Source organism: Pseudoflavonifractor sp. 524-17, from assembly GCF_009935845.1.
Classification (GTDB): domain Bacteria; phylum Bacillota; class Clostridia; order Oscillospirales; family Oscillospiraceae; genus Pseudoflavonifractor_A.
This window is the reverse complement of record NZ_QWEK01000016.1, coordinates 1-24,549: the sequence shown is the minus strand read 5'-3', so window position 1 is coordinate 24,549 and position 24,549 is coordinate 1. Positions and strand designations below refer to the sequence as shown.

24 protein-coding genes and 1 riboswitch are annotated in these 24,549 nt (G+C 61.1%); of the genes, 16 read left to right on the top strand and 8 right to left on the bottom strand.

Annotated features, from left to right (window positions below; translation table 11 throughout):
* Position 1 precedes the first annotated feature (1 nt).
* Both D1159_RS06985 and D1159_RS06980 read left to right on the top strand, forming a co-directional pair.
* Positions 2-1,024: a hypothetical protein gene (locus D1159_RS06985; protein WP_161844965.1), complete on the top strand. Its 1,023-nt coding sequence runs from the start codon at positions 2-4 to the stop codon at positions 1,022-1,024.
* 38 nt (positions 1,025-1,062) lie between these two features.
* Positions 1,063-1,698, top strand: a complete 636-nt coding sequence (locus D1159_RS06980) for a DUF1349 domain-containing protein (protein ID WP_161844964.1) — start codon at positions 1,063-1,065, stop codon at positions 1,696-1,698.
* A 64-nt stretch (positions 1,699-1,762) separates the two neighbouring features.
* Here the strand turns inward: D1159_RS06980 and D1159_RS06975 are convergent, their stop codons facing one another.
* From D1159_RS06975 to proB, 3 genes are all read right to left on the bottom strand, one after another.
* Positions 1,763-2,179, bottom strand: a complete 417-nt coding sequence (locus D1159_RS06975; RefSeq protein WP_161844963.1) for a hypothetical protein — start codon at positions 2,177-2,179, stop codon at positions 1,763-1,765.
* Positions 2,180-2,284: 105 nt separating this feature from the next.
* Positions 2,285-3,532 carry a glutamate-5-semialdehyde dehydrogenase gene (locus D1159_RS06970; RefSeq protein ID WP_161844962.1) on the bottom strand — a complete coding sequence of 416 codons (1,248 nt, stop codon included), beginning with the start codon at positions 3,530-3,532 and terminating at the stop codon, positions 2,285-2,287.
* An 82-nt stretch (positions 3,533-3,614) separates the two neighbouring features.
* Positions 3,615-4,427, bottom strand: coding sequence for a glutamate 5-kinase (gene proB / locus D1159_RS06965; protein WP_243152162.1), 813 nt, complete (start codon positions 4,425-4,427; stop codon positions 3,615-3,617).
* Positions 4,428-4,704: 277 nt separating this feature from the next.
* Here proB and D1159_RS06960 point away from each other — a divergent pair, with 277 nt between their 5' ends.
* From D1159_RS06960 to eno, 5 genes are all read left to right on the top strand, one after another.
* Positions 4,705-5,208 carry a tRNA (cytidine(34)-2'-O)-methyltransferase gene (locus D1159_RS06960; protein WP_161844961.1) on the top strand — a complete coding sequence of 168 codons (504 nt, stop codon included), beginning with the start codon at positions 4,705-4,707 and terminating at the stop codon, positions 5,206-5,208.
* Between the two features lie 47 nt (positions 5,209-5,255).
* Positions 5,256-6,449: a phosphoglycerate kinase gene (locus tag D1159_RS06955; RefSeq protein WP_161844960.1), complete on the top strand. Its 1,194-nt coding sequence runs from the start codon at positions 5,256-5,258 to the stop codon at positions 6,447-6,449.
* Positions 6,450-6,625: 176 nt separating this feature from the next.
* On the top strand, positions 6,626-7,399 hold the full coding sequence (tpiA, locus tag D1159_RS06950) for a triose-phosphate isomerase (protein WP_161844959.1): 774 nt from the start codon (positions 6,626-6,628) through the stop codon (positions 7,397-7,399).
* 60 nt (positions 7,400-7,459) lie between these two features.
* Positions 7,460-8,980, top strand: a complete 1,521-nt coding sequence (gpmI, locus tag D1159_RS06945) for a 2,3-bisphosphoglycerate-independent phosphoglycerate mutase (protein ID WP_161844958.1) — start codon at positions 7,460-7,462, stop codon at positions 8,978-8,980.
* Between the two features lie 169 nt (positions 8,981-9,149).
* Positions 9,150-10,451 carry a phosphopyruvate hydratase gene (eno, locus tag D1159_RS06940; protein WP_161844957.1) on the top strand — a complete coding sequence of 434 codons (1,302 nt, stop codon included), beginning with the start codon at positions 9,150-9,152 and terminating at the stop codon, positions 10,449-10,451.
* A 60-nt stretch (positions 10,452-10,511) separates the two neighbouring features.
* Here the strand turns inward: eno and D1159_RS06935 are convergent, their stop codons facing one another.
* The 4 genes from D1159_RS06935 to D1159_RS06920 form a co-directional block, all read right to left on the bottom strand.
* Positions 10,512-11,438, bottom strand: coding sequence for a cation diffusion facilitator family transporter (locus D1159_RS06935; RefSeq protein ID WP_161844956.1), 927 nt, complete (start codon positions 11,436-11,438; stop codon positions 10,512-10,514).
* A gap of 108 nt (positions 11,439-11,546) precedes the next feature.
* A riboswitch (NiCo riboswitch) is annotated at positions 11,547-11,642 on the bottom strand.
* A 123-nt stretch (positions 11,643-11,765) separates the two neighbouring features.
* The gene (locus D1159_RS06930) at positions 11,766-12,335 is read right to left on the bottom strand and encodes a chromate transporter (protein ID WP_161844955.1); all 570 of its coding nucleotides are present in this window, start codon (positions 12,333-12,335) and stop codon (positions 11,766-11,768) included.
* Complete coding sequence (locus D1159_RS06925; RefSeq protein WP_161844954.1) at positions 12,332-12,937, bottom strand: chromate transporter; 606 nt, start codon at positions 12,935-12,937, stop codon at positions 12,332-12,334. The genes D1159_RS06930 and D1159_RS06925 overlap by 4 nt, the downstream gene beginning before the upstream one ends.
* Positions 12,934-14,850, bottom strand: coding sequence for an NAD(+) synthase (locus D1159_RS06920; RefSeq protein ID WP_161844953.1), 1,917 nt, complete (start codon positions 14,848-14,850; stop codon positions 12,934-12,936). The genes D1159_RS06925 and D1159_RS06920 overlap by 4 nt, the downstream gene beginning before the upstream one ends.
* Before the next feature lie 149 nt (positions 14,851-14,999).
* Here D1159_RS06920 and D1159_RS06915 point away from each other — a divergent pair, with 149 nt between their 5' ends.
* The 7 genes from D1159_RS06915 (at position 15,000) to recO (ending at position 20,638) form a co-directional block, all read left to right on the top strand.
* The gene (locus D1159_RS06915) at positions 15,000-15,281 is read left to right on the top strand and encodes a YabP/YqfC family sporulation protein (RefSeq protein ID WP_161844952.1); all 282 of its coding nucleotides are present in this window, start codon (positions 15,000-15,002) and stop codon (positions 15,279-15,281) included.
* A gap of 13 nt (positions 15,282-15,294) precedes the next feature.
* On the top strand, positions 15,295-16,512 hold the full coding sequence (locus D1159_RS06910; protein WP_161844951.1) for a sporulation protein YqfD: 1,218 nt from the start codon (positions 15,295-15,297) through the stop codon (positions 16,510-16,512).
* A 14-nt stretch (positions 16,513-16,526) separates the two neighbouring features.
* Positions 16,527-17,513 carry a PhoH family protein gene (locus D1159_RS06905; protein WP_161844950.1) on the top strand — a complete coding sequence of 329 codons (987 nt, stop codon included), beginning with the start codon at positions 16,527-16,529 and terminating at the stop codon, positions 17,511-17,513.
* A complete protein-coding gene (gene ybeY, locus D1159_RS06900) occupies positions 17,510-18,004 on the top strand; it encodes an rRNA maturation RNase YbeY (RefSeq protein WP_161844949.1) in 495 nt (164 codons plus the stop codon). Before D1159_RS06905 ends, ybeY begins: the two co-directional genes overlap by 4 nt.
* Positions 18,005-18,189: 185 nt before the next feature.
* Positions 18,190-18,564 carry a hypothetical protein gene (locus D1159_RS06895; protein WP_161844948.1) on the top strand — a complete coding sequence of 125 codons (375 nt, stop codon included), beginning with the start codon at positions 18,190-18,192 and terminating at the stop codon, positions 18,562-18,564.
* A gap of 88 nt (positions 18,565-18,652) precedes the next feature.
* The gene (era, locus tag D1159_RS06890; RefSeq protein WP_161844947.1) at positions 18,653-19,552 is read left to right on the top strand and encodes a GTPase Era; all 900 of its coding nucleotides are present in this window, start codon (positions 18,653-18,655) and stop codon (positions 19,550-19,552) included.
* 330 nt (positions 19,553-19,882) lie between these two features.
* Complete coding sequence (recO, locus tag D1159_RS06885) at positions 19,883-20,638, top strand: DNA repair protein RecO (RefSeq protein WP_161844946.1); 756 nt, start codon at positions 19,883-19,885, stop codon at positions 20,636-20,638.
* 47 nt (positions 20,639-20,685) lie between these two features.
* On the opposite strand, the gene D1159_RS06880 is transcribed toward recO, so the two are convergent.
* A complete protein-coding gene (locus D1159_RS06880; RefSeq protein WP_161844945.1) occupies positions 20,686-21,402 on the bottom strand; it encodes a Bax inhibitor-1/YccA family protein in 717 nt (238 codons plus the stop codon).
* A 208-nt stretch (positions 21,403-21,610) separates the two neighbouring features.
* On the opposite strand from D1159_RS06880, the gene D1159_RS06875 reads away from it, so the two are divergent.
* Positions 21,611-23,983: an endonuclease MutS2 gene (locus tag D1159_RS06875; RefSeq protein WP_161844944.1), complete on the top strand. Its 2,373-nt coding sequence runs from the start codon at positions 21,611-21,613 to the stop codon at positions 23,981-23,983.
* Positions 23,984-24,170: 187 nt separating this feature from the next.
* Positions 24,171-24,446 carry an HPr family phosphocarrier protein gene (locus D1159_RS06870; RefSeq protein WP_161844943.1) on the top strand — a complete coding sequence of 92 codons (276 nt, stop codon included), beginning with the start codon at positions 24,171-24,173 and terminating at the stop codon, positions 24,444-24,446.
* Positions 24,447-24,549: the final 103 nt, after the last annotated feature.

Below are 24,549 nucleotides of genomic sequence, written 5' to 3'. Positions count from 1 at the left end.
TGTGAGAGAGACCAGACGTTTTTTGGCGGGTGTGGCCGCCTTTTTGCTGGTGTTTGCCCTGACGGCGGGGCCGGTGACCTGGGTTCTGGCCCGAAAGTCTTTGGAGGGCCCCTGGGACATGACCCGGAAGATCGGCGGCTTTTACAACGAGCCCCGGGGGGAGTTCGCCGTGATGTTCTTCGGCTCCTCTCATATTTACGCATCCCTGTCGCCCCTGGAGCTGTGGCACAATACCGGGGTAAAAAGCTATGTCTTTGCCACCCAGCTCCAGCCCATGTGGGCCACCTATTTCTATTTAAAAGAGGCGCTGAAATACCAGACCCCCCAGCTGGTGGTGGTGGAGTGCAACATGATGGGGGGCGGGGAGGCGTACTACGACGACGGAGTCAACTTCTCCTTTATGGACGATCTCCGCTTCTCCTGGGACAAGGTGCGCCTGGCCCGGACGGCGGCGCCGGCGGGGGAGCGCCTCCCCCTGGTGTGGAATCTGATCAAGTACCACACCCGCTGGAGCGAGCTGGAGGACGAGGACTGGCACACGGACCGGGACGCCCTGCGGGATCCCCTGAAGGGCCATGTGCTCCTGCCGGACCGCCAGGCGGCGGCGCCGGAGCTTATCCCGCCGGAGGAGGGGGAGACGGGGGAGCTGCTGGACAAAAACGTACAGTGGCTCAACTGCATCATCGACCTGTGTCAGAGCAGGGGGATTGCGCTGTGGCTGATCAAGGCCCCCTCCAACACCGCCCTGGAGGAGATCCAGGCCCTGCGGATGGAGCAGGTGGGGCGGCTGGCCGCCCGGCGGGGGGTGCCCTTTGACGACTTCAACCACCTGTATGGGGAGATGGGCATCACAACGGAGGATTTCTACGACCAGCGCCACCTGACCGGCGCCGGGGCGGTCAAATTCACGGATTATATCTCCTACCTGCTGCAAAAGCGATACCCCCAGCTCCATGTGGAGTCGGAGGACCCCCGGTGGGAGGCGGACGATGAGTCTTATCAGACTCGGTTTGAGAACAGGTAAATTATAGAAAGAAGCGGCGGAATTGGGAGGAATAAACGGTGGAGTTAGAGCACTTTCAATGGATAAGACAGCCCCAAACGTATAAAATAGAGGATGGAAGAATTGAAATTGTGACCCAGCCCCATACGGATCTATGGCAGAGGACCTATTATCACTTTCGGAATGACAGCGCCCCGGTTTTTCAGATGGAGACAGAGGAGCCCTATTTCAGCTTTGTGGTAAAGACGCAGTTCGCGGGAAGCCGCCATCGCTTTGACCAGTGCGGAATTGTGATGTATCTGGACAGTGAAAACTGGCTGAAAGCATCTGTGGAGTATGAGAACGAGAGCGGTCAGCATTTGGGCAGCGTAGTGACAAACGGGGGCTACTCGGACTGGGCGACGGCTGTGATAGATGCCGGCGTGACGTCCATGTGGTATCGCCTCAGCCGCAGGGAGGGGGACTACCGCGTTGAGTGCTCCAGAGATGGGGTGCGGTTTGAGCAGATGCGGATCTGCCATATGAACCGGGGAGGGGGAAGGATTCGGTTTGGGATCTACGCCTGCTCGCCGGAGGCGTCCTCTTTTAAAGCGGTGTTTACAGAAATGCGGCTCCTGGAATGCCAGTGGCAGGCCCATGACGGCCAGCCGCCGGACAAGGAGGAGCAGGCTGAGAACCTGGAGTCACAACTGTGAATCCAGGTTCCAAATATGCTGTGCGCAGGCACAGGGATGGTTTGTCCCTGTGCCTGCGTTTTGCTCAGAAATACTTTTGTACAGGCTGTCCAGTGAGGAGGGGACAGCTGTCGTTGCAGTCCAGGTAGTGGGCGTCCGCCTGTACCATCAGGCGGCGTTCGCCGTCCTCCTCCCCGTTGGAAGAGCGGGGCAGGATAAAGCGTATGTCCTCCAGGAGCAGATCCTGGGGACCCTCGCCGTAAACGGGGGGGAGGGCGTAGGTACGCAGGCCCCGGGGGAGGGGTTCATCCTGGCTGTCCAGCTCAAAAAGCTGGACGGACAGCGCCACCCGCCGGTCGGGACGCACGCCGCTCAGGCGGACGGAGAAGGTGACGACCCTGCCGCTGTCTGGGTCCAGACTGCCCAGGTTGCAGTGGACCAGATGGCTGTCGTGAAGGGAAAAGGCGCATTTCAGCCCGGTATCACAGGAATAGAGTTCCATGTCAGCACCTCGCGGAAATTCAGATTCATATGGGCGGGGCCCATATGTACGGCAGGCAGTGAAAAAGATAGAGCGCCCGCAGGGTACGGACGCTCTATCCTATGCTTACCGGATCTGTCCGGTGCCGTAGATGACGAATTTGCTGGAGGTGAGCTCTTCCAGGCCCATGGGGCCCCGGGCGTGCATTTTCTGGGTGGAGATGCCGATCTCCGCCCCCAGGCCGAACTCGCCCCCGTCGGTAAAGCGGGTGGAGGCGTTGACGTAGACCGCCGCCGCGTCTACTTCGTCCAAGAAACGCTGGGCGGTCAGATAGTTATTGGTGACAATGGCCTCCGAGTGACCGGAGCTGTGCTGGGCGATGAAGTCAATGGCCTCCTCCGGGCCGGAGACCACCTTGACGGCCAAAATATAGTCCAGGAACTCCGTATCCCAGTCCGCCGCCGCCGCAGGGACCACCCAATCCCCCAGAATGGCCCGGGTTTCGGCGCATCCCCGCAGCTGTACGTTGTCAGCCTCGAGAAGCTGCCAGGCCATGGGGAGGAAGGCGGCGGCCACCGCCCGGTCTACCAGGAGGCACTCCGCGGCGTTGCATACAGAGGGCCGGGAGCACTTGGCGTTATGGATGATGCGGGCGGCCATGTGCAGATCGGCGTCCCCATCTACATAGACATGGCAGATGCCGGTGCCGGTCTGGATTACCGGCACCCGGGCGTTCTCCACCACTGAGCGGATCAGACCCGCCCCGCCCCGAGGGATGAGCAGATCCAGATAAGCCGTCAGGTTCATCAGCTCGGCGGCGCTCTCCCGGCTGGTGTCCCCCACCAAGGCAATGCAGTCCCGGGGAAGGCGGACGGACTCCAGGGCGTCCCGCATGATATTTACCAGGACGCGGTTGGAGTGGAAGGCGTCGCTGCCACCCCGGAGAAGAACTGCGTTGCCGGACTTGAGGCAAAGAGCGGCGGCGTCCACCGTCACGTTCGGCCGGGCCTCGTAGATAATGCCGATGACGCCCAGAGGCACCCGGCGCTTGCCGATAACCAGACCGTTGGACTGAGTAAACATTTTGGTGGTCACGCCGATGGGGTCGGGGAGGGATTTTACCTGCCGTACCCCCGCTACAATGCCGGCAATGCGCTTGCCGTCCAGGGCCAGGCGGTCCAGCATGGCGGGGCGGATGCCTGCCTGTCTGGCGGCCTGCACGTCCTGCTCATTGGCCTGTAGAATTTCGGCGGTGCGCCCCTCCAGCGCGGCGGCGATGGCCTCTAAGGCGGCATCCTTCCGGGCGCTCCCCGCCACGCTGAGAATGCGGGCGGCGTTGCGGGCGGCAAGGCCCTGGGTTTCCAATATGGTCATAGGAAAAACCTCCTGACAAAATAGATATGTGCGTTGGTTTGTATGGTTTCATGGAAAAGTGGGGAAATTGGCGGTGAGGCAGTCAGGACCGGGCGGAAAAGCGGGTGCCCACGCCGGCGCCGGCAACAATGTCGTAGAGCAGCTCCATCCGGGCGCCGTTGGCGATGACCATGTCGATATGGTGTTCCATGGCCCGGCGGGCGGCGGTGATTTTTGTGACCATGCCGCCGGTGCCCCATTTGGAGCCCTTGCCGCCGGCCAGGGCCTCGATCTCAGGCGTGATGGCCTCCACCCGGTGGATCAGTTTGGCATTGGGGTTTTGATGGGGATCGGAGTCGTACAGCCCGTCGATGTCGGACAGGAGAATGAGCAGGTCCGCCCGGCACAGGCCGGCCACAATGGCGGAGAGGGTGTCATTGTCCCCCAGTACCTTGGCCTTGCCGGTCTCGGTCTCAATCTCCGCGGAGGAGACCGAGTCGTTCTCGTTGACAATGGGAATGCACCCCAGCTCCAGCAGGGCGGAGAAGGTGCTGGAGAGGTGGTTGGATCGGATGGGATCATCCACGTCCTCGCCGGTGAGGAGGATCTGGGCCACATTCTGGCCATATTCGCCAAAGAGCTTGTCATAGATGTGCATCATCTCACACTGTCCTACGGCAGCGGCGGCCTGCTTCATCCGCAGCTCCTGAGGCCGCTGGCTCAGCTTGAGCTTGCCGGCGCCGATGCCGATGGCGCCGGAGGAAACCAGAATGATCTGATGGCCCATGCCCTTCAGGTCGGACAGGGTGCGGGCCAGGTGGTCCATGCTCTGCAAATTCAGGCTCCCGTTGGGCCGGGTCAGGGTGGATGTGCCTACCTTGACCACCACCCGCAGGGCGGCAGTTTGTCTGTCCAAAGGATTCACGCTCCTAGAATAGTTCTCGTCATCCAGTCAGAACCATAGGCATCTGTCACACCGGATGTCTTTTTGCGCAATTGTGCCGAACTAAAGTATACCACAGAATGGCTTAGGGAAAAAGCTAAACTTTACAGTCGGAGATTTTTAACGATGATCAGAAGAAAAATTGAAAATTCCGACCTTTTTTATGATTTTGGTGATTGAAATTCGGAGAAAATTGGAGTACAATAACCAGCAATAAGGGATGGTAAAAAAAGAGAAAGCGGTGATCCGTGTGCTTAACATTGTACTGGTGGAGCCGGAAATCCATATGAACACCGGCAACATTGCCCGTACATGCGCGGCCACCCGCAGCAGGCTCCACCTGATCAAGCCCCTGGGCTTTGACATCAGCGACAAGGCGGTGAAGCGGGCGGGACTGGACTACTGGCACATGGTGGATCTGCACGTCTACGAAAATCTGGATGATTTTTTTGCCTGCACCGGGGCGGAGGATCTGTGGCTGGCCACCGCCAAGGCGGGGCGGCCTTACACACAGGCCCAATTCCGTCCGGGCTGCTGGCTGGTCTTCGGCAAGGAGAGCGTGGGGCTGCCCCGGCACGTTCGGGAGGCCTATGCCCGGCGCTGCATCCGCATTCCCATCCGGGAGGAGGCGCGATGCCTCAACCTGTCCAACTGCGTGGCGGTATTGGCCTTTGAGGCACTGCGCCAGTGGGGCTTTCCCGGGCTGGAGCAGATGGGAGAGATGGCCGCCGGCGGCGGCAAAGACAGTTTGTAATCCCTTCCCGCCGTTTTGGCGGAACAAAGAAAGGAGTTTATTCAAGTATGAATTATAACAAGAAAACCGTGAAGGACATTGATGTAAAGGGCAAGAAGGTCCTGCTGCGCTGCGATTTCAACGTACCCCAGGACAAGGCCACCGGCGCGATCACTGACGGCAAGCGGATTGTGGCGGCGCTGCCCACCATCCAGTATCTGCTGGAGCAGGGCGCGGCGGTGATCGCCTGCTCTCACTTGGGCAAGCCAAAGGGGGAGTGGAAGCAGTCCTTGTCCCTGGCCCCCGTGGCCGCCCGGCTGGGTGAGCTGCTGGGGAAGGATGTGATCTTCGCCAAGGATATCGTGGGTGAGGACGCCAAGGCCAAGGCCGCCGCCCTCCAGCCCGGCCAGATTATGCTGCTGGAGAACCTGCGCTTTGACATCGGGGAGGAGAAGAACCACCCCGAGTTTGCCAAGGCCCTGGCCGATCTTGCGGAGATCTACGTGTCCGATGCCTTTGGTACGGTCCACCGCGCCCACGCCTCCACCGCGGGGGTGGCGGCCTATCTGCCTGCGGTGTCCGGCTTCCTCATCGGCAAGGAGCTGGAGATCATGGGCAGCGCCCTGGCCAATCCCAAGCGGCCCTTGGTGGCCATTCTGGGCGGCGCCAAGGTGTCCTCCAAGATCGGCGTGATCAACAACCTGCTGGACATTGCCGACACCATCATTGTGGGCGGCGGTATGACCTATACGTTTATCAAGGCCATGGGCGGCAGCGTGGGCACCTCCCTGCTGGAGAGCGACTGGCTGGACTACTGCAAGGAGATGCTGGCCAAGGCCAAGGAAAAGGGAGTGCGCTTCCTGTTGCCGGTGGATACCCTGTGCGCAGCGGAGTTCTCCGCCGACGCGAAGCCGGAGCTGGTGGACACCATGCACATCCCCGACGGCCGCATGGGTATGGACATCGGCCCCAAAACTATCGAGGCCTATACCGACGCGGTGAAAGACGCGGGAACGGTGATCTGGAACGGGCCTATGGGCGTGTTCGAGTTCCCCGCCTTTGCCGAGGGCACCCGGGCGGTGGCCAAGGCCCTGGCGGCCACCAGCGCCGTCACCATTGTGGGGGGCGGCGACTCCGCCGCGGCGGTGTCCCAGCTGGGCTTCGCGGATCAGATGACCCATATCTCCACCGGCGGCGGCGCCTCTCTGGAGTTCCTGGAGGGCAAGGAGCTGCCCGGCGTGGCCTGCCTGCTGGACCGGTAAGGGAAAAACCGGGCTTTTCCGCGGGATCGCGGAGGGCGTTGTAATAAAATCGCTTGACAAGCGGCAAAAATAACGTAAAATAAGTGAATTGGGGTCAGACAGCGCCCCAAGGACGGGCGCTGTCTGACCAGCCGTCCGAATCTGTTGTGCTAAGATGCGTGAGGAGGCCATAAGCCATGAACAGAAGATATCGTAAGACCATCATCGCCGGCAACTGGAAAATGAATAAAACCCTGTCCGAGACCCGGGCCTTTGCCGAGGAGCTCAAGCCCCTGCTGGGCAAGCCCAAGTGGTGCGAGGTGGTGCTTTGTGTCCCCTATGTGAATATTCAGGCCGCTGTGCGCCTGTTCAAAGAGTGCCGGGTGGCCATCGGCGCGGAGAACGTCCATTATGAGTCCAACGGGGCCTACACCGGCGAGGTCTCCGCCGAGATGCTCAAGGAGCTGGGCGTGAAGTACGTGATCATCGGCCACTCAGAGCGCCGCAGCTACTACAATGAGACGGACTTTACCGTGAACAAGAAGGTCCACGCCGCCCTGGAGGCCGGGCTGTTCCCCATTGTATGCGTGGGTGAGAGTCTGGAGCAGCGGGAGCTGGGGGTGACCATGGATCTGATCTCCTATCAGGTCAAGGCGGCCCTGGCCGGGGTGCCGGCGGAGAAGATGCGCCACGTGGTCATCGCCTACGAGCCCCTGTGGGCCATCGGCACCGGCAAGACCGCCACGGCAGAGCAGGCCGGCGAGGTGTGCGAGTCCATCCGCGCGGTGATCCGCAAGCTGTACGGCGCCCGGGTGGCCCGCTCCGTAACCATTCAGTACGGCGGCTCCATGAACGCGAAAAACGCCCACGAGCTGCTGGCTCAGCCCGATGTGGACGGCGGCCTGATTGGCGGCGCGGCCCTGAAGGCCCCCGACTTTGTGCAGATTGTCAACGCGGCCAACCAGGAATAAGAAGGGCTTGTGGCCCTGGCTGCTAATACAGCCGTGAATTCATCGGAACTGAGGTTAATTATGAGTAAAACGCCGACTACCCTGATTATCATGGATGGATTTGGGATGCGGGAAGAGGAGAAGGGCAACGCCATTCTCAACGCCCGCACTCCCAATCTGGACCGCATCTTCGCTAACTGTCCGGGGTGCAGACTCTCTGCGTCCGGACTGGACGTGGGCCTGCCGGACGGGCAGATGGGCAACTCCGAAGTAGGCCACACCAACATCGGCGCCGGCCGGGTGGTGTTCCAGGATTTGCCCCGGATTAGCAAGGCGGTGGAGGACGGAGACTTCTTCCAAAACGAGGCATATCTGGAGGCCATGGACGACTGCAAGGAGCGCAGCAGCGCCCTGCACCTGATGGGCCTGCTGTCCGACGGCGGGGTCCACAGCCATATCACCCACCTGTTCGCCCTGCTGGAGCTGGCCAAGCGGCGGGGGCTGAGCCGCGTATATGTCCACTGCTTCCTGGACGGGCGGGATGTGCCCCCCGCCTCCGGCAGGGGCTACGTGCAGCAGCTGGCGGACAAGTGCCGGGAACTGGGCGTGGGCCAGATTGCCACCGTAATGGGCCGGTTCTACGCCATGGACCGCGACAAGCGCTGGGAGCGGGTGCAGCGGGCCTACGACGCCATTGCCGACGGCGAGGGGACCTTCTGTGAGGACCCTGTGGCGGCGGTGCAGGCATCCTATGATAAGGCAGTCACCGACGAGTTTGTAGAGCCGGTGGTCTGTGTGAAGGGGGTCAAGGTAAGCGAGGGCGACTCCATCATTTTCTTCAACTTCCGCCCCGACCGGGCCAGGGAGATCACCCGCTGCTTCGTGGACGCCGGCTTTGACGACGTGAAGCGCAAACGGGGCTTCCAGCCTGTGACTTATGTGTGTACCACGGAGTACGACGCCACTATGCCTAATGTATCGGTGGCGTTCCCCCACAAGGAGCTGCACAACATCTTTGGCGAGTATATCAGCAAGCTGGGTCTGACTCAGCTGCGCATCGCGGAGACGGAGAAATACGCCCACGTCACCTTTTTCTTCAACGGCGGCGCCGAGCAGGTCTTCCCTGGAGAAGACCGGGTGCTGATCCCATCTCCCAAGGTGCCCACCTACGACCTGAAGCCGGACATGAGCGCGGCAGAGGTGGCGGACGAGGCAGTCAAGCGGATTGAGAGCGGTAATTACGACGTGATTATTCTGAACTTCGCCAACTGCGACATGGTGGGCCACACCGGCGTGTATGAGGCCGCCCGCCTGGCGGTGGAGGCCGTGGACGAGTGCGTGAATAAGGTGGTGGAGGCCACCACCCGGATGGGGGGCGTGTCCCTCATCACCGCCGACCACGGCAATGCCGAACGGATGGTGGACGAGGACGGAACCACCCCCTATACCGCCCATACCACCAACCTGGTGCCCTTCTATATCGTGGGCGCGGACGTGAAGCTGCGCAATGGCCGTCTGGCGGACATCGCCCCCACGATGCTGGACCTGATGGGCCTGGAGAAGCCGGCGGAGATGGACGGCAATACCCTGATTGAGAACTGAGAAGCGCTGAAAGACTGAGTTTGCCCCCCGTGCCGGCGCATGCTGGCCCCCTTCGCGCGATGGGAACGGGCAGAGATAGATTCCCCGCCGTTTACCGGACGGCGGGGACCGGCAAAGCCGGCGGGCAGGGGTGTTCCCCCGTCCGAAACAGAAAGGAGTTAGATTTCCCATGAAGCAGATCATCGAGATTGTAGATGTCCTTGGCCGTGAGATTCTGGATTCCCGCGGCAATCCTACCGTGGAGGTGGAGGTCTACCTGGAGGACGGCACCATGGGCCGCGCCGCGGTTCCCTCCGGAGCCTCTACCGGCGTGTATGAGGCGTGTGAGCTCCGGGACGGCGACAAGAGCCGTTATCTGGGCAAGGGTGTCCTCACCGCTGTGAAGAATGTAAATACAGAGATCGCCGAGTGCCTGGTGGGTATGAACGTGCTGGACCAGGTGGCCATTGACAAGGCCCTCATCGATCTGGACGGCACCCCCAACAAGAACCGCCTGGGCGCCAACGCCATTCTGGGCGCCTCCCTGGCCTGCGCCAAGGCCGCGGCGGAGAGCCTGGGCACCTCCCTGTACAACTATATCGGCGGCACAAACGCCAAGACCCTGCCGGTGCCCATGATGAACATCCTCAACGGCGGCGCCCACGCCACCAACAACGTGGATATTCAGGAGTTTATGATCATGCCTGTGGGCGCGTGCTGCTTCCGGGAGGGCCTGCGCATGTGCGCGGAGGTGTTCCATACCCTGAAGAGCGTACTGAAGGAGAACGGCACCCCCGCTGCCGGCGTGGGCGACGAGGGCGGCTATGCCCCCAACCTGAAGAAGGACGAGGACGCCCTGCGGGTCATTGTGGAGGCCATTGAGAAGGCCGGTTTCAAGCCCGGCGAGGACTTCATGATCGCCATCGACGCTGCCACCTCTGAGTGGTACAACGAGGAGACCGGCTGCTACGATCTGCCCAAGGCCAAGAAGACCATGACCAAGCAGCAGCTGGTGAACATGTGGAAGAAGTTCGTGGAGAACTACCCCATCATCTCCCTGGAGGACGGTATGGGCGAGAACGACTGGGAGGGCTGGGCCCTGCTCACCAAGGCTATTGGCGACAAGGTTCAGCTGGTGGGCGACGACCTGTTCGTCACCAACGTGGAGCGCCTGAAGATGGGCATTGACAAGAAGGTGGCCAACGCCATCCTTATCAAGGTCAACCAGATCGGCACCCTCACCGAGACCCTGGACTCCATCCAGATGGCCAACCGGGCGGGATACACCGCGGTGGTCTCCCATCGCTCCGGCGAGACTGAAGACGCCACCATTGCGGATATCGCCGTGGCGCTCAACGCCGGCCAGATTAAGACCGGCGCTCCCAGCCGCACTGACCGGGTGGCTAAGTACAACCAGTTGCTTCGCATCGAGGAAGAGCTGGGCGATGTGGCCGTGTACCTGGGCAAGGACGCTTTCTTCAATCTGAAATAAGCCCAACAAAAAAGAGCATAAAAGTCCCTGGGAATCATTGATTCCCAGGGACTTTTCCTGTTATTGAACGGCTGGGTTGAGATAAATAGTAATGTGCTTGACCTCTGAAAAGCGCTCCTCCACGCTGTCGTGGATGCGCTGGGCGATATCGTGGGCCTCCCGGAGGGGAAGGCTGCCGTCTACCTGAATCGCCAGGTCGATATAGGCCTTATTGCCGAACATCCTGGAGTGGAGGGCGTCCACCCAGACCACGTCCTTCTGGGCCGCGATATACTCGGTCAAAGCCCGCTCGTAATCCGCCCCGCAGGAGGTATCCAGCATGTTTACAATAGCGCCCTTCAGGATATCGTAAGAGACTTTTAGAATGAATAGGCAGATAATCACGCTGGCGATGGGGTCCATTACGGGGAAGCCCAGCATGGCCCCCGCGATGCCGGTGAGGGAGCCGATAGAGGAAAAGACGTCTGACCTGTGGTGCCAAGCGTCCGCCATGAAAGCCGGGGAGTTGAGAAGCTTGGCGCAGTGGCGGGTATACCAGTACATAGCCTCCTTGGAGGCAATGGAGACCACCGCCGCGGCCAGGGCGAGGGCGCTGGGGACAGGCAGGGCCTCATAGCTGCCGGCGAGGATACGCTCCAGCCCCACCTTGCCGATCCCCAGTCCGGTTGCCAAAAGGATCAAGCCGAGAAGCAGAGAGGCGACGCACTCAAAGCGCTCGTGGCCGTAGGGATGCTCCTGATCCGCCGCCTTTTTTGAGAGCCGGACCCCCAGAAAGGCAATAAAGGTGGCGAAGACATCGGAGAGGGAGTGGATGGCGTCGGACACCATGGCGCCGGAGCTGCCAACAATGCCGGCAAAGAGCTTGAAGGCGGACAGGACTACATTCCCGGCGATCCCCACCAGTGAGGTGCGCCGTATGATGGCGTTTTCATCAATTCCTGATTTGGATGTGGTGTTTACAGTCAAATTCTCTTTGTTGGCTGGCATAACATAATCCTCCTGTTCTGCCGCGGATATGGGAAAGGATTCTTTGCTGGGCCAGACGAAAACCCATGGTTCCCGGAAAGAGAGAAAAAACGCGTCTGTGGAACATACAACTGTCCCACAGACGCGCAATGTGCGATCTGCTGCCGCCGTCTGGCGGCCCGGCCCCATGATCCGGAGGATCATCGCCTGCTCAGTTTGTACTGTAGCTTTCCCATTCTTTACAGAATGTAATGCAGTGCAAAGAGTAAAATTATTATGGCATATCCTATGCGGCCTGTCAAGAGAAGGTTCCGGGTTTGCGCAATTTTTTTTTTTGGGGGGGGGGGGTCAGAACTGGAACACAATGCCGGCGACAGCGCCGGCGGCGATAAAGACCACCGGATGGAGCTTTTTCAGGGGGGTGCGGGTCATACACAGATAGACCGCCGCGGCCAGGGCGATGGTTTTGAAATTGAAGAAGTCCAGCACCTGGCCGGCCGGCAGGGCGTCGGTGCGCACCAGCGTGAGCATGGCCACGGACAGCCCGGCGGCGGCGATGAGGGCAGTGGAGGCGGGGCGCAGGCCGTAGAACACGGCGTCCACATACTTGCTGTCCCGAAAGGCTTTCAGGAAGCGGGCAACCACCAGAATGATCAGAATGGACGGGGTGATCAGGCCCAGGGCGGCTACGAAGGTGCCCAGGGGCCCGCCGCTGGTAAAGCCCACATAGCTGGCCATATTCAGCCCCATGGGGCCGGGGGTGGACTCGGAGACAGCGATCATGTTGGCCAGGTCCGCCTCGGTGAACCAGCCGGTCTGCTGGGCAATCTGGCGCAGGAAGGGAATGGTAGCCAGGCCGCCGCCAACAGAGAAGAGCCCTACCTTAAAAAATTCATAAAAGAGACGCAGATAGATCACTTGGCCCACCCCCTGGATTTGCGTACCGTCAGGCCGCACAGGCCCGCTGCCGCCACCAGAACCACCGGGGAGAGCAAAGTGTCAAGGACTGCGGCCAGTGCGGTCAGGCCTGCGCCGGACGCGGCGCCGGTGAGAACCCCGGCGGAGGCGTTGAGCAGGAAGATCACGGTAAACAGGGCCAGGGTGGCCTTGTCCACTACAGTCTTCTTCCACAGCTTGAGGACGCTGGAGAGAATCAGGGCGCACACGCAGGCGCGCACCCCGGCAAAGGCGTGCTGAACCAGGGGGAAGCTGGAGAAGGTGTTGAGAAAGGAGGCGATGGCCAGAATAATTACGGTGGAGGGAAAGGCCACCCCCAAGGTGGCAAAGACGCCGCCTAAATTTCCTTTGAGCTTGGTCCCCACAAAGGTGGCGGTGTTTACCGCAATGACCCCGGGGGTACATTGGCCGATGGCATAGTAGTCGGCCAGATCCTCCACCGTACACCAGCCCTTTTTGTCCACCACCTCCCGCTGGAGGATGGGAAGCATGGCGTACCCTCCGCCGAAGGTGCATACCCCGATGCGGGCAAAGGTGAGAAAGAGATCCAGACAGAGATTCATGACAGCTCCTCCAGCTCTGCCAGCCAGAGGGCGGCGGCGGCGTCGCTGGGCATCCGCCAGTCCCCGCGGGGGGAGAGGGAGACCGAGCCTACCTTGGGCCCGTCGGGGAGACAGGAGCGCTTGAACTGCTGGGAGAAGAAGCGGCGGTAGAACTGCCGCAGCCACTTCAAGACAGTGGCGTGGTCATAGGCCCGGCCGAAAGCGTACTCCGCCAGGCGGAGCACCTTCCGGGGCGGGAACGTCCAGCGGATGGCGTAATAGAGGAAAAAGTCGTGGAGCTCATAGGGACCCACCAGATCCTCAGTCTTTTGGCTGATGGCCCCCTCAATGGCGGGGAGGAGTTCGGGAGAAACCGGGGTGTCCAGAATGTCGGTGAGCACATCGGCCAGACGCTGGTCCTCCTCCGCCTTGTCGTCGGAGATAAAGGAGACCAGGTGGCGCACCAGCGTTTTCGGGATGGAGGCGTTGACGCTGTACATGCTCATATGGTCGCCGTTGTAGGTGCACCAGCCCAGGGCCAGCTCGGACAGATCCCCGGTGCCCACCACCAGACCGCCGTACTGGTTGGCGATGTCCATGAGCACCTGGGTGCGCTCTCTGGCCTGGCTGTTCTCATAGGTGACGTCGTGGTTGTCCATGGCCTGGCCGATGTCCTGAAAGTGCTGCCGCACCGCCGCGCCGATGTCAATGCGCTTCAGGGTGGCGCCCAGGCGCTGGGCCAGGACCACGGCGTTATCCCGGGTGCGGTCGCTGGTGCCGAAGCAGGGCATGGTGACGGCGATGATATCGCTGGCGGGGCGGCCCAGCAGGTGCATGGCCAGACTGGTGATAAGGATGGCCAGAGTGGAGTCCAGCCCGCCGGACAGGCCTACCACGGCGGTCTTGGCCCCGCTGTGCTCCAGGCGCTTTTTCAGGCCCAGAGCGGCAATGAGGAGAATCTCGTCGCACTGCTCCTTGCGCTCCAAGGGGTCCTGGGGGAGGAAGGGGAGGGGATTGACCGGCCGGGTGAGGGTGGTGGTGGCCTGTTCCAATGAGAAAGGAATGCGGATAAAGGGACGGCTCTCCCCGGAGCGGAAGGTGGTCATGCGCCGCCGCTCACTGATCAGGCGTTGGACGTCGATCTCGGAGATGGTCAGGCCGGAGGTGAACCGCCGCTCCGCCAGCAGGGCGCCGTTCTCCGCGATGAGATTGTGGCCGGCGAAGACCAGATCGGTGGTAGACTCCCCCTCGCCGGCGTTGGCGTAGACATAGCCGCACACCAGCTGGGCGGATTCCCCGGTGACGAGACGGCGGCGGTAGTCCGCCTTGCCGGCCACTTCATTGCTGGCGGACAGGTTGAGGATTATCGTGGCCCCCGCCTCGGCCAGGGCGACAGAGGGGGGCGTGCTGGCCCACAGGTCCTCGCACAGCTCCACCCCGAGGGTCAGGCCCGGCATGGTGTCACAGGGGAAGATAACGTCCCGGCCGAAATAGGTCTCCTGGCCGCAGAGGGTAAAAAGCCGGTCTCCCGGGACATCGGTGACGAACCAGCGCTTTTCGTAAAACTCGCTGTAGTTGGGCAGAAACGTCTTGGGGATGACGGCCAGGATCTCCCCCTTGTGGATGAGGGCGGCGCAGTTGCACAGCTTGCCCCCATAGGGCACCGGCAGGCCCACGGCGGTGACCAAATCCAGATTCTTGGTGGCCTCCAGAATGGTGGAAAGGGCCTCTTCCGCGCCGCGAATCAGGGTATCGTGAAAAAACAGGTCGGCGCAGGTGTAGCCGGTAATGCACAGCTCCGGCAGGGCCAGCACCCGCACCCCCTGATTAGCGGCTTCCCGCATAAGGGTGAAAATTTGTTCCGCGTTATACCGGCAGTTGGCCACCCGGATTTTAGGGGTGCCGGCGGCCACTTTAATAAAACCGTCACGCATCTTTTGCAACCTCCCTTTGAGGAATATAACTATGGTACCATGATAGTCCATTCCAGCCCGGATTGCAAGAAAAGCAGCGTCTTTTTTCATGAAACAGGCAAATAAACCGGGGACGGCGCATATGGTAATCGGGAACAGGAGGGCTGGCCATGGGGACACGGCGAAAAAAAGAGGGCATTTTGGAGAAAACGGCGCAGGTGTTCGACCTGCCGGGGGATCTGGTGGCGGGGCTGCCCCGGGTGGAGCTCATCGGGGCCGGAGAGCTCCGGATGGAAAACCACCGGGGGATTCTGGCCTATGGAAAAGAAGAGATCCACATATCCGGGGGAAAGCTGATTGTGAAGGTACGGGGAGAGGATCTGGAGCTGCGTTCCATGAACGCCGGGGAGCTGCTGATTACAGGCAGGATTTTTGGCGTGGATCTGAACTGAGCGGGGGGAGAAGATGAAGCGTATCGTAAATTATCTCCGGGGAAGTGTGGAGATAGAGGCGGCAGGGCCTTTTCCAGAGCGCTTTTTGAATCTCTGCGCCCGGCGGGGGATTGTCTTCTGGGGGGTGGAGTGGCAGCCGGATGGGGCGGTGCGTCTGACGGTGGCCCGGCGGGAGCGTCCCCGGCTGGAGGAGCTGGGGGCGCGGGCGGGCTGTACGGTGGAGGAGGTGGTGCGGGAGGGATTACCCTCCTTCCTGGCCCGGTTCCGGACCCGGTATGCCCTGCTCATTGGGCTGGCCCTCTCGCTGCTGGCGGTGCTGCTGATGACGCAGTTTGTGCTGGTGGTGGACGTGTCGGGAAACGAGCGGGTGTCTTCTGCGGCAATTTTGTCTACGCTGCGGCGGCTGGGGGTGCGGCCGGGGGCTTTTGGCCCCGCTATTGATGTCGATCTCATTGAGCAGCAGGTGCTGCTGGAGCAGTCAGAGCTGTCATGGATTGCCATCAATCTCTACGGCGCCCGGGCGGAGGTGCTGGTGCGGGAGCGGGTGGCGCCGCCGGAGGTGGTGGACGAGTCGGCCTATGGCGATGTGGTAGCGGACCGGGGCGGCGTCATCACCCGGCTGGAGGTGCTGGATGGGGAGACAGAGTGGAAGGTAGGAGCGGCGGTGGCGGAAGGGGACCTGCTCATCAGCGGCAACGTCCTGCTGGAGGGGCCGATGTACAGCGAGCAGGACGTGGGCTGGCGGCAGGTTCGGGCCAGAGGCCGGGTGTGGGCCCGGACCTGGCGGACACTGGAGGCCCAAATTCCCCTGGAGGCCCAGGTAAAAACCTACACCGGCGCCCGGCGGCAGCGATGCTTTTTAGAATTTATGGGAAGGCGGGTCAATTTTTATGGAAAGAGTGGAATTCCCTTCCCTCTTTATGATAAAATAAGTGAGATTTGGAGCGGGGAGGGCGGCGGCTGGCTGATTCCGGTCAGTGTGGGCCGGGAAACCATACGGGAGTACACCCTGACATGTGCTCCCATCGACCAGGCCGCGGCGGAAGACATGCTCCGGCAGCGTCTGGAAGAGGCGTTACGGAAGGAAATCGGCCAGGGTTCCGTGGTGTCTATGGACTTCTCCGCCGTCATTCAGGACGGCGTGCTGAAGGTCACGCTGAACGCCCAGTGCAGCGAGGAGATCGGCTGCTTTGTACCGTTTGAGAAAAACGAATCCCACCCGGCGGGGTGAAATGGAGGCTGCCAATGACAGAACAGACCATCAATATCGAACGTATGGAGGAAGCTGTGGAGCTGTTTGGCTCCTTTGATGAAAACATCCGCCTGATTGAGCAGGAGCTGGGGGTGTCGGTGGTGAACCGGGACAGCCAGCTGAAGATCGGCGGTGAGGCTGAGGCGGTGATGTATGCCGGAAAGGCCATCCAGGGCCTGCTGTCCCTGTCGGCTAAGGGGGAGGCCATCAACGAGCAGAACGTCCGCTATATCATCAATCTGGTGCGGGCGGGGAACGAGGACAAGATCGGCGCCCTTGTCCGGGACGTGCTGTGCGTCACGGCCAAGGGCAGGCCCATCAAGCCCAAGACCTTGGGCCAGAAGCGGTATGTGGAGGCAGTGAAAAAGAACACGATCACGCTGGGCATCGGCCCCGCCGGAACGGGAAAGACCTATCTGGCGGTGGCCGCCGCCGTGGCCGCGTTCCGGGACAAGCAGGTCAACCGGATCATCCTCACCCGGCCGGCGGTGGAGGCGGGGGAGCGGCTGGGCTTCCTGCCCGGGGATCTCCAGAGTAAAGTGGACCCCTACCTGCGGCCCCTGTATGACGCCCTGTTTGACATGCTGGGGCCGGAGAACTATCAAAAGTATGTGGAGCGGGGGAATATCGAGGTGGCCCCCCTGGCCTATATGCGGGGACGTACCTTGGACGACTCCTTTATCATTTTGGACGAGGCCCAGAATACCTCCCGGGAGCAGATGAAAATGTTCCTCACCCGGCTGGGCTTCGGCTCAAAAATTGTGATCACCGGCGACATCACCCAGATCGACCTGCCAGCGGATAAGGTGTCCGGTCTGAAGGAGGCCATGCGGGTGCTCAAAGGGGTGGAAGATATCGAGATCTGCCGCCTCAATGAGAGCGATGTGGTGCGCCATGTCATTGTACAGCGGATCATCAAGGCCTATGAGGAGGACGAGAACCGGCGGAGCGCCGGAAAGAAGGGGCGGCAGGCGCAATGAAGCATCAGATTTTCCTGGAATGTGAGGCAGCGGGTGCGGAGGACTTTGCCGGTGACCTGAAGGCGGTGATCCCGGCGGCTCTGGCGGCGGAGGGAGTGGCTCTGCCCTGCGAGATCAATGTGCTGCTCACCGGTGACGAGGGCATCCGGCAGATCAACCTGGAGCAGCGGGGGGTGGACCGGGCTACCGACGTGCTCTCCTTCCCCATGTTTGACTTCTCCCCTGGTACGCCCCCGGGGGACGGAGCGGAGGACCTGCTGGATCCAGGTAGCGGCCTGCTGCCTCTGGGGGATATGGTGCTGTCCGTGGATCGGATTCGGGCCCAGGCGGCAGAGTATGGCCACAGTGAGCGGCGGGAGGCGTGCTATCTGGCGGTTCACTCGGTGCTCCACCTGCTGGGCTATGACCACCTGGACGAGGGGGCCATGAAGGAGCAGATGCGTGTGCGGGAGGAGGCCATTTTGGACGGCCTGGACATTCGCCGGTGTTAGAAGCCGCACCAAAAGCCGCAACACAACACGTTGCGGCCCAAACTGCCTCCGGCCGGGTTGAGAAATCCTGAAATCCACCTAGGATTCCTGCGATTTTTTGCCCTGCCGCCGGCAATTTTGCCTCGCAAATCGGACGGTATTGGCGCGGCTTTTTAAGCCTGTGCGGCGCTGGGAGAGAGGGTACAATGAATCAAAATAAGAAAGCGGAAAAATTACCCCTGCCGGCGGGGATCGCTGTGGCAGTGGGGATTGGCGGCGGCGCGGGCACGCTGGTGCTGGGTATGTGCGCCCTGTTTCTGCCGGTGCTGATGATGCTTCTGGCGGGTGTTCCCTGGGGACAGCCCCTTCTGCTGCGGCTGCTGTGGGTGTGGCTGGGATTTTTTGGATGGAAAGCGGGGGTGGTCAGCCTGATTGCCTTCGCTGTGTGCGTGTATGGCTACTGGCAGTACCGGGCCGCCTTGGGGGCGGTGGGGGCCGCAATGGCCGGCGTCCATATGGTGGCGGTGCTGGGGTGGCATGGGTTGTGCGCGTTGATTTTCCTGACGGAGTATGGAATATAGGGGGGCGGCCTGTGGGACTGCTGCGGCGCCGGATCGATGCGGAGCGCACAACTAAAATTGAATTAAGGAAAGTTGAGGAGAATCTCACATGGAGATAAAAAAATCCGGTATGATTGCCGTAGTGGGTCGGCCCAATGTGGGCAAGTCCACCTTGACGAACGCCCTGGTGGGGGAGAAGATTGCCATTGTCACCAATAAGCCCCAGACCACACGAAACCGCATCTGCGCGGTGGTAAACCGGGGGGAGTGCCAGTACGTATTCTTGGACACGCCAGGCCTCCACCGGGCCCGGACCAAGCTGGGAGATTATATGGTGAAGGTGGTCAAGGAGAGCGTGGCGGATGTGGATGCTGTGGTACTGATGGTGGAGCCCATTCCCCACATCGGCGCCCCGGAGGCGGAGCTCATCCAGCGTGTCAAGGCCCTGAATGTGCCGGCGGTGCTGGCCATCAACAAAATCGACACCGTGGAGAAGCAGGATCTGCTGGCGGTAATGGAGACCTATGGTCAGGCCCATCCGTTCCAGGCCATTGTGCCCGTCTCCGCACGGCGGAAGGAGGGCGTGGAGGAGCTGCTGGGTCTGCTGGAGCCCTTTTTGCCGGAGGGCCCCCAGCTTTTCCCAGAGGATATGATTACCGACCAGCCGGAGCGGCAGATCTGCGGGGAAATTTTACGGGAAAAGCTGCTGCTCTGTCTGGATAAGGAGATCCCACACGGCACCGCCGTAGAACTGACCCGCTTTATTGAGCGGGAGCGGGATGAGGTGATCGAAATCGACGCCACGATCTACTGCGAAAAGGATAGCCACAAGGGGATTATCATCGGCAAGGGCGGGGCAATGCTGAAAAAGATCTCCACCCTGGCCCGGCAGGAGATGGAGGCGTTTATGGGGGCCAAAATTTACCTTCAGACGTGGGTAAAGGTAAAAGAGAACTGGCGGGATAATCTCAATCTAATCCACAATTTCGGCTATCAAAACGACAGATGAGCGGTATTCCGGATCCAGATAAGGGAAAATCCGAAGATATTACCGGTGATAAAGCGGGGCCTCCTGGTCAAGCTAAAAGCAAAAGGGGGCTTGATCATGGATGCGCAGCTGATGTGGGCGCTGTTCTGGGCCACTGGCCTGCCGGAGGCCGCCGCCCTGGCCGCTTTTCTGGAGGAATCCTCTCAGCCGGAGGAAAAAACGGCCTGACAGACCATTGGGGGATAAGGCGTCCCCCTACATAAAACCTGTATTCCAAAGCGCAGAAGGCTGTCCGGCCGGGTCTTTTGCCGCCCCGGTTGTGAATCCAGGTTCTAAGATGAGGGAACGACCATGCTGATAACGGTACAGGGGATTGTCCTGCGGGAGGTCAATTATAAGGAGTCGGACAAGATATTGACGGTGCTCACCCGGGAGGCGGGAAAGCTGACTGTAAAGGCCAGGGGGTGCCGCCGGCGGGGGAGCCGTCTGGCAGCGGCGGCCCAGCTGCTGGCCTACTCAGAGATGACTCTGTTTGAATACCGGGATCACTGCACCATGAACGAGGCAGAGCCCCTGGAGCTGTTCTGGGGGGTGCGGTCCGATGTGGAGAAGGTGGCCCTGGGGGCCTATTTTGCTGAGGTGCTGGAGACAACGTCAGGGGAGGGGCAGGCTGACCCGGCGCTGGTGTCGCTGCTGCTCAACGCCCTGTATGCCCTGGACAAGCTGAACCGGCCGGCGGCGCTGGTAAAAGGGGTGTTTGAGCTGCGGCTGATGGCGCTGATGGGGTTTGAGCCCCTCTTGGAGGGGTGCAGCGTCTGCGGCGCGCCGGAGCCGGAGGAGGCGCGGCTGCTGCTGGCGGAGGGGGTGCTGGTGTGCGGCCGGTGCCGGCCGGCGGCGGGAGAGGGACGTTCCATGCCGGCGGAAGGGGCGGTGCTCCGCGCCATGCGGCGGGTGCTCTACGGCGACCCCAGGCGGCTGTTTTCCTTCGCCTTGGGGGAGGATGCGCTGAGGCGCTTTGGCCAGGTGTGCGAAGGGTTTTTGACCGCCCAGCTGGAGCGGGGATTTCATACCCTGGAGTTCTATAAAAGCCTGTGTCTCCGGACATAAAAAATTGCCGCTGGCCAGCTGGCCAGCGGCAGATTGTTTGGCAGGTTTTACTTGCGCTTGCCCAGGAAGCGCAGCAGATACAGGAACAGGTTGACAAAGTCCAGGTAGAGCTGGAGGGCGGCATAGATGGACGCCTTTTGCAGCAGAGCCTGGTCGTAGGAGAACGCGGCGTAAAACGTGCGGATCTTCTGGGTATCGTAGGCGGTGAAGCCAAGGAAGACGGCGATGCCGATGAGGCAGTAAATGCGCTCAAAGCTACCCAGGGGGAGGAACAGGGAGAGGATGCCTGCCACCAGCAGGAAGATCAGGCCGCCTACAAGAATGGGACGCAGTCGGGAGAGATCGGCCTTGGTAAAGTAGCCATAGAGAGCCAGTCCGCCGAAATAGAGGGCGGTGACGCCGAAGACCAAAATCAGGGTGGCTACGTCAAAGGCCCAGAAGAGGGTGGAGAAGACGACGCCGTTGAGCACGGCATAGACGAAGAAGAGGGCCATAGCGCCGCCCACCGACAGCTTTTGCAGCCGGGCGGACAGGATGAGGACCACCGCAAGCTCCGCCACGGTAAGGATGACATAGCCGCCGGGCACTGTGTAGAAGAACATAAAAACATTTGCCGTATAGCTGGCCACAGCGACGCCGAAGGTTACCAGCAGCCCCAGGAACATCCACAAAAAGGTCTTGGCGGCATAGGCGCCGGCTTGCTCCTGCTGGCCATACTGGCCCTGAGATTGCTGACCGTAGAGGTCGCCAGGTTGAAACGCCATAAAATCAACTCCAATTCTTGAAATGTCGATTGGGCTGCAAGCAGCCTGCATATTGATTATACCATGAATGGAACGGATAATTCAATAGGGCTGGGCCAGTATTTGCCGGCGCATGATAAAATACTGTTCAACAGGGATAAAATGGTGTATGATAATGCCATTACAGAATTATGTACCATGTACGCCACATATGATTGAGGTAACAGCTATGAGCGATTTATTTGAAAAATCCATCCAGACGCTGGAGCTGCCCCGGGTGCTGGAGCGCCTGGCGGAGCAGGCGGTGACGGCGGAGGGAAAGGAGCGGGCGCTGGCCCTGCGCCCCCTCGCCGATGAGGACGACGTGAGGCGTCTGCTCAGCCAGACCACGGCGGCGGCGGAGATGATGACACTCAGCGGCAGTCCCTCCTTTTCCGGGGTGAAGCCGGTGGCGGCCTCGCTCCAGCGGGCGGAGATGGGGGGCGCGCTGAACACCCGGGAGCTGCTGGACATTGCGGCGGTGCTGCGCTCGGCCCGCTCGGCTAAGGAGTACGCCGACGGCCGGGGCGGCGGCGCCAAGACCTGCATTGACGCGCTCTTCGCCTCTCTGACGCCCAACCGGTATCTGGAAGAGAAGATCACCGGCTCCATTGTGGGGGAGGACGAGATCGCCGACTCCGCCAGTACGGAGCTGGCCAGCATCCGGCGGCACATCCGGGCCACGGCCAGCAAGGTGCGGGATATTCTCAACCGCCTGATCTCCTCCAACCAGGCAAAATACCTCCAGGAAGCCATTATTACCCAGCGCAACGACCGCTTTGTAGTGCCGGTGAAGTCGGAGCACAAAAACGAAATTCCCGGCCTGGTCCACGACGTGTCCTCCTCTGGCGGCACCTTCTTCATCGAGCCCATGGGAGTGGTGAAAGCCAACAACGAGCTGCGGGAGCTCCAGGCCCGGGAGGAAAAGGAGATTGAGCGGATCTTGGCGGAGCTGTCCGCCGAGTGCGCCTCCTACCGGGAGGATATCGCACAAAATTACGATCTGCTCATCGCCCTGGACGTGATCTTCGCCCGGGCGAAGCTGTCCTACCGGATGAAGGCCAGTGAGCCAAAGATTGTCCCAAAAGGGGTGTTTCTCCAGCGGGCGCGGCACCCCCTGCTGGATCCGGCTAAGGCGGTGGCCAACGACCTGATGCTGGGGGAAAGCTTTGATACCCTGGTGATCACCGGCCCCAACACCGGCGGCAAGACCGTCACCCTCAAGACCATTGGGCTGCTGGTGCTGATGGCCCAGTGCGGCCTGCATATCCCGGTGGACGGAGACAGCCGCATCCAAGTGTTTCAGCGGGTGCTGGCCGATGTGGGGGATGAGCAGTCCATCGCCCAGAGTCTGTCCACCTTCTCCTCGCATATGGTAAACATTGTCGGCATTCTGGGACAGGCCGACAGCCAGACGCTGATTCTCTTTGACGAGCTGGGCGCGGGCACCGATCCCATTGAGGGCGCGGCGCTGGCCGCCGCCATCATCGACAGCGCCCGGGAGCTGGGGGCGCTGGTGGCCGCCACCACCCACTATGCCGAGCTCAAGGTATACGCCATGACCACCCCGGGGGTGGAGAACGCCTCCTGTGAGTTCAATGTGGAGACCCTGGCCCCCACCTACCGCCTGCTCATCGGCATTCCCGGCAAGTCCAACGCCTTCGCCATCTCGGAGCGGCTGGGCCTGCCCAAGTATATCATCCAGAAGGCCGCCGCCCGCATCGACGCGGAAAACGTCCGGTTTGAGGACGTGCTCACCCAGCTGGACGAGCAGCGCCAGCAGATGGAGCGGGAGAAGGAGACCGCGGCCCAGCTGCGCCGGGAGATGGAGGATTCGGCCAAGCTGGCCAGAGAGTACCGCGCCAAGCTGGAGCAGGAGCGGGAGAAGGCGATGGAAAAGGCCAGAATGGAGGCCCGGGCTATTTTGGACACCGCTCGGGAGACCGCCGGCCAGGTCTTCAAGGAGCTCAACAACATGCGCCGGCAGCAGCGCAAGGAGGAGGACTGGCAGCGGGTCAACGAGGCCCGGGCGGATCTGCGCCACCGGCTGAACACCGCCGAGGACCAGCTGGGCGGGGGGGAGGAGGCCCCTGTCCCGCCTCCCACCCGGCCCGCCCAGGCCGGGGACACGGTGGAGCTGCTGAAGATGGGCACCCAGGCCACGGTGCTCTCGGTGGGCAAGGACGGCGCTCTCCAGCTCCAGGCCGGTATTTTGAAGATCACTGCCAAGCAGTCCGAGGTGCGGGTGGTGGAGGGAGAGACACAGAAGACGGTAAAGAAGGTGGTGCAGCGGGCGGAGCACAAGCTGCGCAGCCTGGGCGCCTCGCCGGAGGTGGACCTGCGGGGGATGATGACCGACGAGGCCATCGGCGCGCTGGAGATCTTCTTGGACAACGCCCTGCTGGGCAAGCTCCACGAGGTGACCATCATCCACGGCAAGGGCACCGGCGCCGTGCGCAAGGCGGTGCGGGACTATCTGAAGCGCAGCCGCTATGTCAAGTCCTTCCGCCCCGGCCGCTACGGTGAGGGGGAGGACGGCGTCACTGTGGCCGAGCTGAAGTAGAACGGCTGTTTCTGTCCGGGGGAGAAGAAAGGTACGGAAAAGGAAGAAAACCTGGGAGTATTGGAGAAGAAACTGTGAAACCCGACGCTTTCTGAGGCGGAATTTGTGTAAATTGTCATTGACGGTTTGGGACAAATTTGCTATGCTATAGGTAGAGTATGCAAGTGCATATGGGGAGGAAACGCTTATGTATATGAAAGAGGCAATGGTGAATAACGAGGTTGGCCTTCACGCGCGCCCCGCGACGTTTTTTATCCAGAAGGCCAATGAGTTCAAGAGCTCCATTTGGGTAGAGGTGGAGAAGGAAGACCGAAGAGTCAACGCCAAGAGTCTGCTGGGCGTACTCTCCCTGGGCATTGTGCAGGGGACTTCCATCAACCTCATCGCTGAGGGCCAGGACGAGAAAGAGGCGGTGGAGGCGCTGATCGAGCTGATCTCCACCAACTTCTCCGAGTCTGAGTAAGAGTTTATTTCAGAAAAAGCGCCGCATTAAGGGCGTTGCCATAAGAAAACATGAGAAAACCCAGTAAAATCAATGTTTTTAAGGGCAGCGGAAAACGGGGCGG

Coding starts and splice junctions, on each gene's coding strand:
- D1159_RS06915 (WP_161844952.1), top strand. CDS start 15,000: ATGGGGACACGGCGAAAAAAAGAGGGCATTTTGGAGAAAACGGCGCAG.
- recO (WP_161844946.1), top strand. CDS start 19,883: ATGCTGATAACGGTACAGGGGATTGTCCTGCGGGAGGTCAATTATAAG.
- gpmI (WP_161844958.1), top strand. CDS start 7,460: ATGAGTAAAACGCCGACTACCCTGATTATCATGGATGGATTTGGGATG.
- D1159_RS06975 (WP_161844963.1), bottom strand. CDS start 2,179: ATGGAACTCTATTCCTGTGATACCGGGCTGAAATGCGCCTTTTCCCTT.
- ybeY (WP_161844949.1), top strand. CDS start 17,510: ATGAAGCATCAGATTTTCCTGGAATGTGAGGCAGCGGGTGCGGAGGAC.
- D1159_RS06920 (WP_161844953.1), bottom strand. CDS start 14,850: ATGCGTGACGGTTTTATTAAAGTGGCCGCCGGCACCCCTAAAATCCGG.
- eno (WP_161844957.1), top strand. CDS start 9,150: ATGAAGCAGATCATCGAGATTGTAGATGTCCTTGGCCGTGAGATTCTG.
- D1159_RS06870 (WP_161844943.1), top strand. CDS start 24,171: ATGTATATGAAAGAGGCAATGGTGAATAACGAGGTTGGCCTTCACGCG.
- D1159_RS06935 (WP_161844956.1), bottom strand. CDS start 11,438: ATGCCAGCCAACAAAGAGAATTTGACTGTAAACACCACATCCAAATCA.
- D1159_RS06970 (WP_161844962.1), bottom strand. CDS start 3,532: ATGACCATATTGGAAACCCAGGGCCTTGCCGCCCGCAACGCCGCCCGC.
- D1159_RS06880 (WP_161844945.1), bottom strand. CDS start 21,402: ATGGCGTTTCAACCTGGCGACCTCTACGGTCAGCAATCTCAGGGCCAG.
- tpiA (WP_161844959.1), top strand. CDS start 6,626: ATGAACAGAAGATATCGTAAGACCATCATCGCCGGCAACTGGAAAATG.
- D1159_RS06875 (WP_161844944.1), top strand. CDS start 21,611: ATGAGCGATTTATTTGAAAAATCCATCCAGACGCTGGAGCTGCCCCGG.
- D1159_RS06910 (WP_161844951.1), top strand. CDS start 15,295: ATGAAGCGTATCGTAAATTATCTCCGGGGAAGTGTGGAGATAGAGGCG.
- D1159_RS06925 (WP_161844954.1), bottom strand. CDS start 12,937: ATGAATCTCTGTCTGGATCTCTTTCTCACCTTTGCCCGCATCGGGGTA.
- D1159_RS06955 (WP_161844960.1), top strand. CDS start 5,256: ATGAATTATAACAAGAAAACCGTGAAGGACATTGATGTAAAGGGCAAG.
- D1159_RS06905 (WP_161844950.1), top strand. CDS start 16,527: ATGACAGAACAGACCATCAATATCGAACGTATGGAGGAAGCTGTGGAG.
- era (WP_161844947.1), top strand. CDS start 18,653: ATGGAGATAAAAAAATCCGGTATGATTGCCGTAGTGGGTCGGCCCAAT.
- D1159_RS06895 (WP_161844948.1), top strand. CDS start 18,190: ATGAATCAAAATAAGAAAGCGGAAAAATTACCCCTGCCGGCGGGGATC.